Origin of the sequence: Corallococcus sp. AB018, from assembly GCF_003986945.1 — a bacterium.
GTDB classification, from domain to species: domain Bacteria; phylum Myxococcota; class Myxococcia; order Myxococcales; family Myxococcaceae; genus Corallococcus; species Corallococcus exiguus.
On record NZ_RAWR01000016.1, the window covers coordinates 18,399 to 32,935 of the forward strand.

Annotated in this window: 15 protein-coding genes and 1 tRNA gene; 14 read left to right on the forward strand and 2 right to left on the reverse strand. The window is 68.9% G+C overall.

Annotated elements, in window-relative coordinates; genetic code table 11:
- Positions 1-31: 31 nt before the first annotated feature.
- Positions 32-1,081, reverse strand: coding sequence for a DHH family phosphoesterase (locus tag D7Y11_RS05770; RefSeq protein ID WP_233596727.1), 1,050 nt, complete (start codon positions 1,079-1,081; stop codon positions 32-34).
- 251 nt (positions 1,082-1,332) lie between these two features.
- Between D7Y11_RS05770 and D7Y11_RS05775 the strand changes: the two genes are divergently transcribed.
- The 5 genes from D7Y11_RS05775 to D7Y11_RS05795 all read left to right on the forward strand — a co-directional run bounded on the left by D7Y11_RS05775 (position 1,333) and on the right by D7Y11_RS05795 (position 6,632).
- Complete coding sequence (locus D7Y11_RS05775) at positions 1,333-3,192, forward strand: M2 family metallopeptidase (protein ID WP_126933205.1); 1,860 nt, start codon at positions 1,333-1,335, stop codon at positions 3,190-3,192.
- Positions 3,193-3,326: 134 nt separating this feature from the next.
- Entirely contained in the window at positions 3,327-3,533 is a 207-nt protein-coding gene (locus D7Y11_RS05780; RefSeq protein WP_120575411.1) for a cold-shock protein, read from the forward strand.
- 76 nt (positions 3,534-3,609) lie between these two features.
- Positions 3,610-5,697: a hypothetical protein gene (locus D7Y11_RS05785; RefSeq protein ID WP_126933206.1), complete on the forward strand. Its 2,088-nt coding sequence runs from the start codon at positions 3,610-3,612 to the stop codon at positions 5,695-5,697.
- A gap of 42 nt (positions 5,698-5,739) precedes the next feature.
- The gene (locus D7Y11_RS05790; protein ID WP_121752865.1) at positions 5,740-6,390 is read left to right on the forward strand and encodes a hypothetical protein; all 651 of its coding nucleotides are present in this window, start codon (positions 5,740-5,742) and stop codon (positions 6,388-6,390) included.
- The gene (locus D7Y11_RS05795; protein ID WP_126933207.1) at positions 6,387-6,632 is read left to right on the forward strand and encodes a hypothetical protein; all 246 of its coding nucleotides are present in this window, start codon (positions 6,387-6,389) and stop codon (positions 6,630-6,632) included. The genes D7Y11_RS05790 and D7Y11_RS05795 overlap by 4 nt, the downstream gene beginning before the upstream one ends.
- A 46-nt stretch (positions 6,633-6,678) precedes the next feature.
- Here the strand turns inward: D7Y11_RS05795 and D7Y11_RS05800 are convergent, their stop codons facing one another.
- A complete protein-coding gene (locus tag D7Y11_RS05800) occupies positions 6,679-7,422 on the reverse strand; it encodes an FKBP-type peptidyl-prolyl cis-trans isomerase (RefSeq protein ID WP_120596301.1) in 744 nt (247 codons plus the stop codon).
- A gap of 236 nt (positions 7,423-7,658) precedes the next feature.
- Between D7Y11_RS05800 and D7Y11_RS05805 the strand changes: the two genes are divergently transcribed.
- The 9 genes from D7Y11_RS05805 to rplT all read left to right on the forward strand — a co-directional run bounded on the left by D7Y11_RS05805 (position 7,659) and on the right by rplT (position 14,414).
- Positions 7,659-7,991 carry a PilZ domain-containing protein gene (locus tag D7Y11_RS05805; protein WP_120566093.1) on the forward strand — a complete coding sequence of 111 codons (333 nt, stop codon included), beginning with the start codon at positions 7,659-7,661 and terminating at the stop codon, positions 7,989-7,991.
- 203 nt (positions 7,992-8,194) lie between these two features.
- Positions 8,195-9,001 carry an LPP20 family lipoprotein gene (locus D7Y11_RS05810; protein WP_126933208.1) on the forward strand — a complete coding sequence of 269 codons (807 nt, stop codon included), beginning with the start codon at positions 8,195-8,197 and terminating at the stop codon, positions 8,999-9,001.
- A gap of 20 nt (positions 9,002-9,021) precedes the next feature.
- Positions 9,022-9,381: a hypothetical protein gene (locus D7Y11_RS05815; protein ID WP_233604943.1), complete on the forward strand. Its 360-nt coding sequence runs from the start codon at positions 9,022-9,024 to the stop codon at positions 9,379-9,381.
- 210 nt (positions 9,382-9,591) lie between these two features.
- Complete coding sequence (locus D7Y11_RS05820) at positions 9,592-10,722, forward strand: AI-2E family transporter (RefSeq protein ID WP_233607209.1); 1,131 nt, start codon at positions 9,592-9,594, stop codon at positions 10,720-10,722.
- The gene (locus D7Y11_RS05825; RefSeq protein WP_120575403.1) at positions 10,719-11,399 is read left to right on the forward strand and encodes a uracil-DNA glycosylase; all 681 of its coding nucleotides are present in this window, start codon (positions 10,719-10,721) and stop codon (positions 11,397-11,399) included. Before D7Y11_RS05820 ends, D7Y11_RS05825 begins: the two co-directional genes overlap by 4 nt.
- Positions 11,400-11,482: 83 nt before the next feature.
- A tRNA-Val gene (locus tag D7Y11_RS05830) sits at positions 11,483-11,554 on the forward strand.
- Between the two features lie 88 nt (positions 11,555-11,642).
- On the forward strand, positions 11,643-13,571 hold the full coding sequence (gene thrS, locus D7Y11_RS05835) for a threonine--tRNA ligase (protein WP_121778708.1): 1,929 nt from the start codon (positions 11,643-11,645) through the stop codon (positions 13,569-13,571).
- Between the two features lie 197 nt (positions 13,572-13,768).
- Positions 13,769-13,975, forward strand: coding sequence for a 50S ribosomal protein L35 (gene rpmI, locus D7Y11_RS05840; RefSeq protein WP_120566087.1), 207 nt, complete (start codon positions 13,769-13,771; stop codon positions 13,973-13,975).
- A gap of 91 nt (positions 13,976-14,066) precedes the next feature.
- Positions 14,067-14,414 carry a 50S ribosomal protein L20 gene (gene rplT / locus D7Y11_RS05845; protein WP_014397247.1) on the forward strand — a complete coding sequence of 116 codons (348 nt, stop codon included), beginning with the start codon at positions 14,067-14,069 and terminating at the stop codon, positions 14,412-14,414.
- The last annotated feature ends 123 nt before the right edge of the window (positions 14,415-14,537 follow it).

Sequence of the window (14,537 nt, forward strand, 5' to 3'; positions counted from 1 at the left end):
ACGCCGTCATATCGCAACGGCCCTGAGCGCCTCACCCCGGCGCCACGCCACGCCGCTCCACGTCCCGGTCGCTCAGCCCCCGGAAGCCCAATGCATCCATCAGGCGCAGGAAGTCCGCGGGTGGCATGCTGCCGCCCGTGGCCCGCGAATGGCCGTGCGCGAACGAGCTTCCCATCGGCGGAAGGTCCAGGTCCCGCAGCAGCGCGAGCAGGTCCACCGGCGCGCGGCTTCGCAGCACGAAGTTCACGCGGCCGGGCAGGTAGCCCGTGTTGGCGGCGACGACGATGTGGTCCGGCAACAGATGTACCCAGCGCATGGCCACCAGCGGGTGCACCTGCGCCTCGGAGCTGAACAACAGGAGCGCCAGGTTGCCCGCGAAGCGCGGCGGCGTCTTCGCGCACCGGGCAACCTCGCGTTGCACCTCCAGGCGACAGTCGCGCAGCGCGTCCACGCCGGGCACGCGTCCCTCCGCGATGTCCGTCGCGTTGCCCGCGCGCAAGAGCACCTGCATCGCCAGTGGCGCCGCGAGCCGGCTGGAACGACGGGCAGCGTTGAGCAGCGCCACCGCCTCTGTGATGGACGAACGCTTCGCCCGCCGCAGCGCGTCCTTGAGGAACGGCATCGGCGCGTCCACGCCCAGGTCCGCCACTGTCCCCAGCACCGCCAGCCACTCCAGCGGACCGGGCACGACGAACGACGACGTGAGCACGTACGTGAGCAGGCTCGTGTTCGCAACGGGCGCATGGCCGTAGGCGGTGAGCACCTTCGCGCCGGGTGGGAATGCCTCCGACGCGTGATGATCCACCACCAGCGTGGGCACCCCGGGCAAGAGCGGCTCCGCGCGGCTGCCCATGTCCAGCACCACCAGCGCCTCCGTGGAGGAGGCTCCCAGTCGCTCCAGGAAGCCCGGGTGGTGGACGTCCTCTCCCTTGCCCGGCAGGCGCGCTGTCGGCCGGGCCCCCAGGGACTGAAGCGCGCGGAGCATCAGCACTCCGGAGGTGAGCCCGTCCACGTCCGTGTGTGGAACGACGAGCACATGCTTGTCCCGGCACGCTTCCAGGAACTCGCGCGCCTGGTCCATCGCAGCCTCTGGCGCCGGCCAGTGCGCGTCCTTTGTGTGTCCCAGAAGCATGAATCAAAGCTGTCACTGCCTGTAGCGGCACGGCAGGGCGCGCCCGTCGTGGCTGGTTGCCCTCCGGACGGCCCCCCCGGGTCCAGTCATGCGGCGCGTACGTGATGACCGGGCGCGGCATCCACCCGCGATGTCAGCGCTCGCGGACGGCCTGACTTCGCGGGTGCGAGGGCAGGGCACTTCCCATAGTGTCCGCGCCCATGACCCGCACTCCCCAGTCCTTGATGCGCGCGGCCCTGGCCGCCCTGTCGCTCGCGGCGCCCGCCGCCAGCGCGCAGACGACGCCCGCTCCGGTCGCGAAGGCCACGCCCGCTCCGGCCGCGAAGGCCACGCCCGCGGAGGCGAAGCAGTTCGCCGAGAAGCTCAACGCGGACCTGAAGCAGCTCTGGACCCGGCAGGCCACCGCCGAGTGGATCAAGAGCACGTACATCACCGACGACACGGAGCGGAACGCCGCCTCCGTCAACGAAGAGGTGATGGCCTACGTCAACAACGCCATCAAGGACTCGCGCCGCTTCGACGGGCTGAAGCTGGACGCGGACACCGCGCGCATGCTGCACCTGCTGCGCGTGTCCCAGACGCTGCCCGCCCCGGCCAACGCCGCGCAGCGCTCGGAGCTGGCCTCCACCGCCGCGAAGCTGGAGGGCCTCTACGGCAAGGGCAAGTACTGCGGCAAGGACGGCAAGGGAAAGTGCCGTGACCTGGAGGAGCTGTCCGACGTCATGGCGGAGAGCCGCAACGCGGACGCGCTGCTGGATGCGTGGACCGGCTGGCACGCCATCAGCCGCCCCATGCGCCCGCTCTACACGCAGTTGGTGAACCTCTCCAACTCGGGCGCGAAGGACATCGGCTTCAACGACCTGGGCACGCTGTGGCGGTCGTCCTACGACATGACCCCGGCGGAGTTCGAGAAGGAGGCGCAGCGGCTCTGGGGCCAGGTCAAGCCCATGTACGACGAGCTGCACTGCTACGTGCGCGGCCGGCTCGCGAAGCAGTACGGCGAGGCCGCGGTGCCCGCCGGCAAGCCCATCCCCGCGCACCTGCTGGGCAACATGTGGGCGCAGGAGTGGAACAACATCTACCCGCTGGTGGAGCCGTTCCCCGGTCAGGCCAGCCTGGACGTGGACAGCGCCCTGGTGAAGCAGGGCTACGACGCGGAGAAGATGGTCAAGCTGGGTGAGAAGTTCTTCACCTCGCTGGGCCTCAAGCCGCTGCCGCAGACCTTCTGGGAGCGCTCGCAGTTCACCAAGCCGAAGGACCGCGACGTCGTCTGCCACGCGTCCGCCTGGGACGTGACGTACGACAACGACCTGCGCATCAAGATGTGCATCAGGCCCACCGAGGAGGACCTGGTCACCATCCACCACGAGCTGGGCCACGACTACTACTACACGTACTACTACAAGCTCCCCGTCCTCTTTCAGGCCGGCGCCAACGACGGCTTCCACGAGGCCATTGGCGACGCGCTCACGCTCTCCATCACCCCGGCCTACCTCCAGCAGGCGGGCCTGCTCAACGCGGTGGAGAAGAACGACAAGAACGTCATCAACCTCCAGCTGAAGGACGCGCTGGAGAAGGTGGCCTTCCTGCCCTTCGGCCTGCTGGTGGATCAGTGGCGGTGGGACGTGTTCAGCGGGAAGGTGAAGCCGGCGGACTACAACAAGAGCTGGTGGGCGATGCGCACGAAGTACCAGGGCATCGCCGCGCCGGTGGCCCGCACGGAGCAGGACTTCGACGCCGGCGCCAAGTACCACGTGCCCGCCAACGTGCCGTACACGCGCTACTTCCTCGCGCGGATCCTCCAGTTCCAGTTCCACAAGGCGCTGTGCGAAGCGGCCGGCATCACGGGCCCCCTCAACGAGTGCTCCATCTACGGCAACAAGGCCGCGGGCGCGCGCCTGCAGGCCATGCTGGAGCTGGGCGCGAGCAAGCCGTGGCCGGATGCGTTGTCCGCCATGACGGGCACCCGCCAGATGGATGCCACGCCGATGCTGGAGTACTTCGCCCCGCTGCGTCGTTGGCTCCAGGAGCAGAACAAGGGCCAGAAGTGCGGGTGGTGACGTTTACCTGGTGATGTTTCCAGGGAGTGGACTTCGCCTGGGACGGGCGCTTAGGCTAGCGCCCGTCTTGTAGGGTCGAACTCTGTAGGACCGGACGGCGACTCTTCCTGTCCGCGATGAAAGAAGAACAGCAAATGGCGACTGGTACCGTGAAGTGGTTCAACGACGCGAAGGGCTTCGGCTTCATCACGCAGGACGGCGGGGGCGAGGACGTGTTCTGCCACCACACCGCCATCAACATGGACGGCTTCCGCACCCTGGCCGAGGGCCAGAAGGTGGAGTTCGAAGTCACCAAGGGCCCCAAGGGCCTGCAGGCGCAGAACGTCCGCGCCGCCGCCTGAGCCTGACCGTTTCCTGATTCACCCAAGAAGGTCCGACTCTCACCGGGTCGGGCCTTCTGTATTTTCCGGAGCCCGCATGTCCGCCCCCACGTTCCGCCTGCGCATCCTCCCCCTCGTCGCCGCCCTCGGGTGCGCCACGTCCTCCACCTCCACGGCCCCCGCGCCGCCGGCCACCACCACCGCGTCGGCGCCCGTGTCGAAGGCGTCGCTGGCCGCGCTCAAGCAGGAGCTGGTGAAGCAGCACGGCGAGGCGCAGCGCGCCCGCATCGAGCGGGGCGTGGATCAGGTGGCCGCGCTGTGGCGCCCGGAGGACGGGGACCTGGCGGCCTTCGTACGCGAGCAGTTCCTGCCCACGGGCCCCCAGCTGGACGCGACGTTCACGCGCTTCGAAGGACTGTTCGAACAGTTCGACGGCCACATGAACGAGCTGGGCCGCGAGCTCCAGTGGTTCACGGACCTGGACCTGGGGCCGCTGTTGCCGGTGGAGCCGCTGCTCGCGGCGTATGACCCTTCCTCCAACGTCACGTCGGACCTGTTCCAGGCGAAGCCGGGCTTCGTCGTGCTGCTCAACTTCCCGCTCACCACGCTGACCGAGCGCGTGAAGGAGGGCCCGTCCTGGACGCGGCGCCAGTGGGCGGAGGCGAAGCTCGCGTCGCGTTTCAACCGGCGCGTCCCCGCGGCGGTGGAGCAGAAGGTGTCGCAGGCCATCGCGGACGCGAACCTCTACATCGCCGAGTACAACGTCTGGATGCACCACCTGGTGGACGCGAAGGGCCAGCGCCTCTTCCCCCAGGGGCTTCGTCTCATCAGCCACTGGAACCTGCGCGACGAGCTGAAGGCGGACTACACGGACCCAAAGGGCCTGGCGAAGCAGCGGATGATCGTCCAGGTGATGGAGCGCATCGTCACGCAGACCATCCCCGCCGCCGTCATCGACAACCCGCGCGTGGACTGGGATCCGTTCACCAACAAGGTCTCGGCGGCTCCGCCGGAGTCGGTGGAGGAGAACGCGCCCCAGCGCGCCGTGAAGGCGGACGCCGCGCCGGAACCGGACACGCGCTACGCGCGGCTGCTCGCCACGTTCAATGCATCGCGGAAGGTGGATCCGTACTCGCCGGTGGCCCCCACGCGCATCGCTCGCGCCTTTGAACTGGACCGGGGCCTGCCGGAGGAGCGCGTGCGCGCGCTGCTCACCCAGCTGCTGGAGTCACCGCTGGTGCCGCGCGTGGCGAAGCTGATTGAGACGCGCCTGGGCCGCCCGCTGGAGCCGCAGGACCTGTGGTACCCGGGCTTCCGTCCGGGCTCGAAGGTGCCGGAGGCGCAGCTGGACGCGCTGACGCGCAAGCGCTACCCCACGGCGGACGCCTTCGCGCGCGACATCCCGCGCATCCTCCAGGGGCTGGGCTTCACGCGGGAGAAGGCGGACGTGCTCGCGTCATACATCCGCGTGGACGCCTCCCGAGGCGCGGGCCATGCCCAGCAGGCGCTGCGCCGGGGCGACTTCCCCCGACTGCGCACGCGCGTGGAGAAGGGGGGCATGGACTACAAGGGCTACAACATCGCGGTGCACGAGCTGGGGCACAACGTGGAGCAGGTCTTCAGCCTGTACCAGGTGGACCACACGCTCCTGTCCGGCGTCCCCAACAACGCCTTCACGGAGGCGCTGGCCTTCGTCTTCCAGGCGCGTGACCTGGAGCTGCTGGGCCTGGGCCAGCCGGACGCGGCCAGCGAGCGCGAGCGGGTGCTCAACGACTTCTGGCAGGCGTGGGAGATCGCCGGCGTGGCGCTGGTGGACATGGCCACGTGGCACTGGATGTACGAACACCCGGACGCCACGCCCGCCCAGCTGCGCGACGCGGTGGCCGGCCTGTCGCGCGACGTGTGGAACCGCTACTACGCGCCCGTGCTGGGACGGAAGGACAGCCCGGTGCTGGGCATCTACAGCCACATGATCAGCTACCCGCTGTACCTGCCGGACTACCCGCTCGGGCACCTCATCGCGTTCCAGATTGAAGAGCACCTGAAGCAGCACGGCCCGCTGGGCGCGGAGTTCGAGCGCATGGCCACCTTAGGCTCCGTCACCCCGGACGAATGGATGCGCCACGCCACCGGCGCCCCCGTCAGCGCGGACGCTTTGTTGCGCGCCACTGAAGCCGCACTGTGATAGTTCGGCCATTCCCCATTTATCTCTTCTGGAGGATTGACCTTGAATTTCATCTCTCGTGCGCTGGTGCTGGGCTCCCTGTCGGCGATGGTGGGCTGTGTAACGACGAAGGGCGGCACGAAGACGCCGGACACGAACGAGCCGACCCCCGCGACCGCGTCGCTGGTGGACTTCTGTGACGACGCGCAGAAGGCCATCTCGAAGGAGGCGGACACGCTGGCCAGCCCCTACGGGATTGATCAGCACCTGGACAAGAACTTCCCGGACCGCAAGGTGTCGTGGCTGATGACCGACAGCGCGTACCAGAAGTTCGTGGTGCAGACGGGCGCGAAGAACTTCGGCCGCTGCAACGACGTGGGCTGCTACCTGTTCGCGGCGCCGTCGGCGTCCATCCACGGCGCGGTGGAGAAGGCGAAGACGGCGGACGGCAAGCATGACCCGGCGGTGCTGGGCCAGGCGCTGGGCCTGCCGGCGAAGAACTTCGAAGGCCCCCTGCGGATGATGACGCTGGACCTGGGCGCGCAGAAGGTCTGCACGCGCCTGCCGGTGGACGCGGATCCGGGCGTGTGGAAGTGCCAGACGCCGGAGGACACCGACTGCTTCAAGTTCGGCGGCTACACGTCCGGCGGCGCGCCGGAGGTGATGGTCATCAACGCGCCGGTGGCCGACACGCAGGTGGCGGAGATTCCGTGAGCGACGAGGAGGTGCTCCTCCAGAGCCCCCTCCTGTACCGCGTGCTGCGCGGGCGGGATGGGGCGCTGTCCATCGAGGTCGTGGTGGGCGGCATCATGCAGTTCGAGGTGCGCGTGCACCTGAACGCGGAGGAGACGGAGTCCTTCCAGCGGGAGGGACGCGCCTTCGCGGACCGCCTGGCCCAGGCCATCATGGCCAACCCGCCCTTCGGCGGCCGGTCCGTGAAAGTGCCCACGCAGTGACGCCTTCGCGGGGACCCGCCGCGTGCGGGTCCCCGTCGCAAGGACACTACGGCGTGGCGGCGGTGTTGCCTGGGATTTCAATCAGCTCGACCTCGAAGGTGAGCACGGCGTTGGGCGGGATGCGCGAGCCCGTGGGCGGGCGCTCTCCGTACGCGGTGCTCCCGGGGCAGGTGAGCTTCGCCTTGCCGCCGACCTTCATCTTCTGCACGCCCTGGGTCCAGCAGGGGATGACGCCGTTGAGAGGGAACTCCACCGGCAGGCCGCGCTTGAAGGAGCTGTCGAACTCCGAGCCGTCCACCAGCGTGCCCTGGTAGTGCACCTTCACGGTGTCGGTGGCGCGGGGCGACTTGCCGGTGCCGGCCTTGAGCTCGCGGTAGATGACGCCAGAGGGCAGCCGGTTGGCGCCGGGCTCCTTGGACGCGCGATCCAACGTGGCGACGTTGACCTGGGCCATGCGCGCCTTGGCGAGCGTCTGGAGCTTCGGCGCGTACTCCTTCGGATCCACCGCGGGCGGAGTGCCGGCGACCGCGTCCTGGATGCCGCGCTGGAGCAGCTCCAGCTCCTCTGGGGTGAGGGCGAGCGCCGTCACGCTCTGGCCCAGCGAGAGGCCGAGCGAATAGATGGTCTTCTGATCATCCGTCTTGAGCTCCAGGGGCGCCTGGGCAGGGGCGGCCTTCGCGGCGGCCTCGGGCGCGGCGGCCGGCTTGGAGCTCTTCGTCGGGGCCTGGGCCAGGGCGAGGCCCGGAGCACCGAGCATCAGGACCAGGGCTGCCTTCCACTGCATGCGCATGCTTCCGCCTTTCACGAGAATGGGGGCGACTATAGGGCCGCGGATGCGCCGCGGGGCATCCGTGCGCACAGGCCAACGCGAAGAATCCAGCGAGCGGAAAACCACGGTGCACGCAGGCCTGCCTGGCGCCCGGGAAGGCCGCCGTTTTCTTGCGCGCATGACGTCTGACCGTACTGTGCCTTCAGGTCGCTGCACCCCCGCAGCAGCCTGTTGCACCAGCTGGAGGTCATGAGCCAATGAGCGAGAAGCGGAAGGCCAATCGGGCGCCCCTGGACATCTACCTCAACAAGTACATGGGCGGCGTGCCGTACATGACCCGGGCCGCGGACATCAGCCAGGAAGGCGTCAGCCTCTCGCGCCTCATCGAGCCCCAGCACGACGCGCGCCGCGTGGGCCTCCAGTTCCAGCTCCCCGGCTCCGAGGAGATCATCTACGCCGAGGGTGAAGTCGTACGCGAGTGGAAGGAACTGGGCCGCAAGGAGCAGTCCGGCGTGCGCTTCACGCTGCTCACCGAGCGGCACCGCAAGATGATCGACGCCTACGTCGACCGTCACACCGAAGGCAACTGACACAAGGCGTTACCCTCCGCGTGCGTCACCGCGATTGCGCGGTGCCACCGGCGGTTCGCGGTACCCCGCGCCAGGTTCATCAGGCGGATCCGACTGTCTCCGGGTCGCCTTGACTTCGCGCGAAGCGCCCCCCTTGAATGACCGGAGAGGTTCCCTGTGCGCTCGCCGACTTTTCGCGGCGGCGACAACGGGAGGAGTGCTCCGTGAGGCGTTCGCTGTGGGGATTGTTGCTGGTCGTGCCGCTGACGGCGCTGGGCCAGGGCAAGGACGCGAAGGTCGCCGCACCCGCCGCTGAGCCCGCGCGCGGCGTGGGCACTCCGGGCATCAACTGGGAGGGCCAGGTCCTGCGCGCCACGGGCGCCGGAGCCCCGGACCTCAAGGCCGCCAACCCGGGGCAGGCGCGCCTGGGGGCCGAGCGCGCCGCGAAGCAGGACGCGTTCCGCAACCTGCTGGAGCAGGCCCGGAGCATCCAGGTGAGCGCGGGCCGCACCGTGGGCGACGAGCTGGCGCGCGACGAAGTGAAGGGCCGCGTCGAGGGTGCCATCCGCGGCTACAAGGTCGTGGCCACGCGCTACTTCTCCGACAGTGGCGTGGAGATGGACGTGGAGGTGCCGCTCGCGGTGCTCAGCGCGGCGCTGACGCCCGCGCGGGATCCGGCCATCGTGCTCAACGCCGACGGCGCGGCGAAGTACACGGGGCTCGTGGTGGACGCGCGAGGGCTGGGCGCGAAGCCGGTGCTCGCGCCCCGGTTGGTGGACGCGACGGGCAAGGCGCTCTACGGCGCGACGGTGCTCACGGAAGAGGCGCGCGGCACGGCGGGTGTCGCGGCCTGGTTCAACAACCTGGACGCGGCCCGGAAGGCCTCGCGCGTGGGCGACAAGCCCCTGGTGGTGAAGGCCGCGCAGCTCCAGGGCTCTGATCTGGTCCTGAGCGCCGAAGGCATCCGCGCGCTCACCGATGCGAACACCCACTTCCTGGCCGAGGGCCGGGTCGTCATCGTCACGCAGTGATGTCCGTGAACTCCTTCCGGATGACGGCCGTGATCGCGATGCTGATGGGCGGCTGCGCGGCGAAGCAGGAGCAGCCCGCGACGGTGGCCCGCGCGGAGCAGTTGATGGCGTCCAACGCCGCCAAGCGCGGAGACCTGGTGCTCCGGTGCGAGCCCTCGGACGCGCAGGTCCTGATGGACGGCGTGGAGCAGGGGACGTGCAGCGACTTCGCCGGGGTGTCCCGGAGCCTGCGGTTGGGGGACTCGGGCTTCCACCAGGTGGACGTGAAGAAGCGCGGGTTCTATCCCTACACGACCTACTACCAGCCCAGTGGGGCGCGGGTGACGTTGAAGGTGAAGCTCCGGCCCCTGGCGCCCGAAAGCGGCGGCGTTTCGCCCTGAGGAGGCCGTGCCAGGGCCGGCGCCCTGCACCGCGAGGTGGCAGGCGACGCCCCGGGTGCGCTCAAGGACCGCAATCAAGGGCCCAAGACGCCGTAGGATGGGCGGGGACAGGAGGCGGTCATCGGACGTCGCAAGAGAGGCAGTGAGCGCGCGGTGAAGGGGGCCCCCCAGCCCATCGCGACCCCGGAGGTGTCCCCGGTGCTGCATGTCGTGCACCCGGAGCCCGTGCCCCCGCCCGGCGACCCCTCGGCGCTGGATGAGGCGGAGGCCCGCCGGGTCGACTTCATCTGGTCCGGCGTGATGGTGGGCTCGCTGGCGCTGGTGTTCGCGCTCCTGTCCGTGTTCGGCGGGGTGGCGGTGCCGGTGCTGCTGGCGCTGACGGGCGCGTACGCGTTCAACCCGCTGGTGACGCTCCTGGAGAAGCGCGGCGTGGACCGCACCTGGGGCACGTCCATCCTCTTCTTCGCGGGCACGCTCCTGATGGTGGGCGCGGGCCTGTACCTGGTGCCGGTGTTCCGCGACGAGGCGGCGAAGCTGCCCGGCTTCTTCCAGCGCGCCAGCACCCAGGTGGTGCCTCAGGTGGAGTCGCTCCTGGGCGTGTCGCTGCCGGACCTGGTGAGCCAGCGCACCGCGGAGCTGGGGGAGAAGGCCTCCGAGCTGCTCCAGAGCGCGGGCCCCACGGCGGCGCGGCTGGTGGCGAGCTTCGCCGGCAACACCGCGCGCTTCGCGGCCACGCTGCTGGGCCTGTCGGTGGTGCCGGTGCTGGCGTTCTTCTTCCTCCAGGATTACCCGCGCCTCATGGGTCGCATCCAGGACCTGTTGCCGCGCCGCTCCGTGGCGCTGGCGACCCAGCGCTTCCGCGAGGTGGACGAGGTGCTGTCCGCCTTCGTGCAGGGCCAGCTCACCGTGGGCGCCATCCTGTCGGTGCTCTACGCGGTGGGGCTGTCCATGGCGCGCATCGACCTGGCCATCGCCATTGGCCTCATCGCCGGCTTCGGCAACATGGTGCCCTACCTGGGCACGGGCATCGGCGTGGTGCTGGCCGTACTGGGCGTCCTGCTGTCCTGGCAGGGGCCGTGGCAGCTGGCGGTGGTGGCGGCGACCTTCATCATCGGGCAGCTGGCCGAGGGCTTCGTCATCACCCCGCGCGTGGTGGGGGAGAAGGTGGGCCTGGCCCCCGTGGCCGTCATCATCGCCGTGCTCGCCTTCGGTGAGCTGTTCGGCTTCGTGGGCATCCTCCTGGCCGTCCCGGCGAGCGCCATCCTCAAGGTCGTCCTGAGCGTCGTCCTCCAACGCTACCGTCGCACGCAGCTCTACAAGGGGAGCGTGCAGGAGCCGTGACGAAGCTGGAGAAGCTGCACCAGGAGATCATCGCGTGCCGGGCCTGCCCCCGGCTGGTGGAGTGGCGCGAGGAGGTGGCCCGGGTGAAGCGGCGCGCCTACCGCGACTGGGACTACTGGGGGAAGCCCGTCCCCGGCTTTGGCGACCCGAAGGCCCGGCTGATCATCGTGGGTCTGGCGCCCGCCGCGCACGGGGCCAACCGCACGGGGCGGATGTTCACGGGCGACCGCTCCGGCGACTTCCTCTACGCGGGCCTGCAGCGCGCGGGCTTCGCGAACCAGGGCCACAGCGAGCACCGGGACGACGGCCTGAAGCTGACGGACGCCTTCATCGTCGCCGCCGGCCGGTGCGCCCCTCCGGACAACAAGCCGCTGCCGGAGGAGCTGGCCCGCTGCGCGCCGTTCCTGGACCGGGAGATGGCGCTGTTGCCTGGACGGGTGCTGCTCGCCCTGGGGGCCATCGGGTGGAACGCCGCGCTGGCGTCGGCTGCTCGCACGGGCAGTCCGCTCCCCACGCCCCGTCCCGCCTTCGGCCATGGCGCCGAGTACCGGCTGCCGGACGGCCGGTGGCTCGTGGGCAGCTACCACGTCAGCCAGCAGAACACGCAGACGGGGAGGCTCACCCCCGCCATGTTCGACGCGGTGATGAAACGCGTCCGCGCGTTGTTGGAGACGTGAACGCGGGGAAGATCAGGGCCTGCGCTCATGTTCCTTGACAGGTGTGGGAGCCCGCTGTTATTCCCCGCGCCCATCCGCACGACGGGTCGTTAGCTCAGCGGTAGAGCACTACCTTGACACGGTAGGGGTCAGTGGTTCGATCCCACTACGACCCATCATCAGTAAGCGTTCCATCTCGCGGGCGGCCGGCTTTCTCAAAAGCCTGCCGCCCGTACTTTTTTCCAGCGCAGAGGTTTATCCGCCATGTCCGAATCCATCACGGTGACGCTCCCCGACGGCAGCCAGAAGCAGACCGCCCGGGGCACGACCATCGCGGACTTCGTGAAGGGCAGCATCGGCGTGGGGCTCGCGAAGGCGGCCCTGTTCGCCCGGGTCAACGGTCAGGACATGGACCTGGCCCGGACGCTCGACGAGGACGCGAAGCTGCAGATCTTCACGTCCAAGAGCCCGGAAGGCCTGGACCTCATCCGTCACGACGCCGCGCACGTGGTGGCCAGCGCCGTGCAGAAGCTGTTCCCCGGCACGCAGGTGACCATCGGTCCGTCGACGGAGGAGGGCTTCTACTACGACTTCTTCCGCGAGAAGCCCTTCACGCCGGAGGAGCTGGAGAAGATTGAAGCGGCCGCCAACGCGGAGCTCAAGCAGGACGCGCCCTTCGTCCGCACTGAAATCTCCATGGAGGACGCCATCAAGCTCTTCGAGGAGAAGGGCGAGAAGTTCAAGGTGGAGATCGTCAAGGACATCGCCGCCAAGGGCGCCAAGACGCTCACGCTCTACACCCACGGCGACTGGGTGGACTTCTGCCTGGGGCCTCACGCGCCCAGCACGGGGAAGATCGGCGTCATCAAGATCCTCTCCTCCAGCGGCGCGTACTGGCGCGGCGACCACCGCAACCCCATGCTCCAGCGCGTGTACGGCACCGCCTTCTTCGACAAGAAGGCGCTCGAGGCCTACGTCACGCGCATTGAAGAGGCGCGCAAGCGCGACCACCGCAAGCTGGGCAAGGAGTTGGATCTCTTCCACTTCCACCCGTACTCGCCGGGCGCGGCCTTCTGGACGCCCAAGGGCACCGCGCTCTACCAGACGCTGTCGGACTGGATGCGCTCGCTCACGGCCGGTGACGGCTACTTGGAGATCAAGACGCCCCTGATGTTCAACAAGGGCCTCTGGGAGACGAGCGGCCACTGGGGCAAGTACAAGGAGAACATGTTCCTGGTGCTCGACAGCGAGTCCGGCGAGCACGACTTCTCCCTCAAGCCGATGAACTGCCCGTCGCACCACTTGTTCTACGGCTTCAAGAAGCACAGCTACCGCGACCTGCCCCTGCGCCTGCACACCCAGGACGTGCTCCACCGCAACGAGGCCGCGGGCTCCCTGGGCGGCCTCACCCGCGTGCGCCAGTTCGCGCAGGACGACGCGCACATCTACTGCATGGAGAGCCAGATCACCGACGAGGTGCGGCGCTTCGTGAAGCTGTTGGACCGCGTCTACAAGGCGGTGGGTCTCACCTACGCGGTGAAGCTGTCCACGCGCCCCGAGCAGCGCCTGGGTGACGAATCCCTCTGGGATCGCGCGGAAGGCGGCCTCAAGGCGGCGCTGGAGTCGCTGGGCCTGGAGTACGAGCTGGCCCCCGGTGACGGCGCCTTCTACGGCCCGAAGATCGACTTCGCCGTGTCCGACAGCATTGGCCGCAAGTGGCAGCTGGGCACCATGCAGCTGGACTACCTGGCCCCGGAGCGCTTCGACCTCACCTACGTGGGCGAGGACAACGCCCCGCACCGCCCGGTGGTCCTCCACCGCGCCATCTTCGGCTCCTTCGAGCGCTTCACCGCCATCCTCATCGAGCACTTCGCCGGCGCCTTCCCGGCGTGGCTGGCCCCGGTGCAGGCCATCCTCGTCACCGTGGCGGACCGTCAGATGGACTACGCCCGCAAGGTGCGCGACGACCTGCGCGCCAAGGGCTTCCGCGTGGAGCTGGACGAGCGTGGCATCACGCTCAACGCGAAGATCCGCGAAGCCCAGCTGCAGAAGATCCCCTTCACCCTGGTGGTGGGCGACAACGAGGTGGAGGCTGGCGCCGTGGCCCCCCGTCGCTACGGCGGCGAGGACCTGAAGACGATGAAGTACGCCGACTTCGAGGCGCTCCTCATCAAGGAAGCCACGCTGCCCTGAACGGCAGTGCAGGGGACTTGACTCCCCGTCCGGGGTGGTGGCAGGGGTTTCTGCGTTGGCTGTAGGAAACGCTACCCCCATCGCATCAAAAGAGTGATAGAGGCTTTCGCCCAAAGCGTCCGGGAACCGTGTGTCCCGGACCGCCGTCAGTCACGAAGATTGCCGGCCGACAGGAAGCAGAAGGAAGGTTTGGGATCATGCCCAAGTTGAAGACCCGCAGCGCCGCGAAGAAGCGCTTCCACGTGAAGAAGAGCGGCCAGGTGAAGTTCGGCAAGGCGTTCAGCAAGCACCTGTTCACCTTCTCCAAGACGGCCAAGCAGAAGCGCGGCAACCGTGGCACGGGCCACCTGCGCGACATGGACGCCAAGAAGGTCATCAAGGAGCTGTTCCCCTACGGCGCCTGAGTCGTCCTCGGGTTTGAACCAACCGTGAGTCCAGGCGGAGCGGCGTGATGCCAGCGCCCCGGGGCTCCCTTCCAGAAGTCAGGAGTGTGTCATGCGCGTCAAAAAGGGTTTCAAGGCTCGTCGTCGTCGTAATCGCATTCTCAAGCTTGCGAAGGGCTTCCGCGGCCGTCGCAAGAACTGCTACCGCCGTGCGAACCAGGCCGTCGAGCGCGCCCTGGACTACGCCACCCGCGACCGCGCGGTGCGCAAGCGCAACTTCCGCTCGCTGTGGATCGTCCGCATCAACGCGGCCGCCCGCACCGTGGGCCTGTCCTACTCGAAGCTGATCGCCGGCTTGGCGAAGGCGAAGATCTCCCTGGACCGCAAGGTCCTGTCGGATCTGGCCATCGCGGACCCCGCGGGCTTTGCCGCCATCGCCAACATCGCGAAGGCAGCCTGAGACACGGCCGGCGGTGACGCCGGCTTCCGAAGCTGAAACGGGCTGCCTCCACCAGGGGGCGGCCCTTTTTTTTGCCCGGCGCCAGAGGCGACCGGGGCGTGAATGGAAGGCGGGAAGAGGACC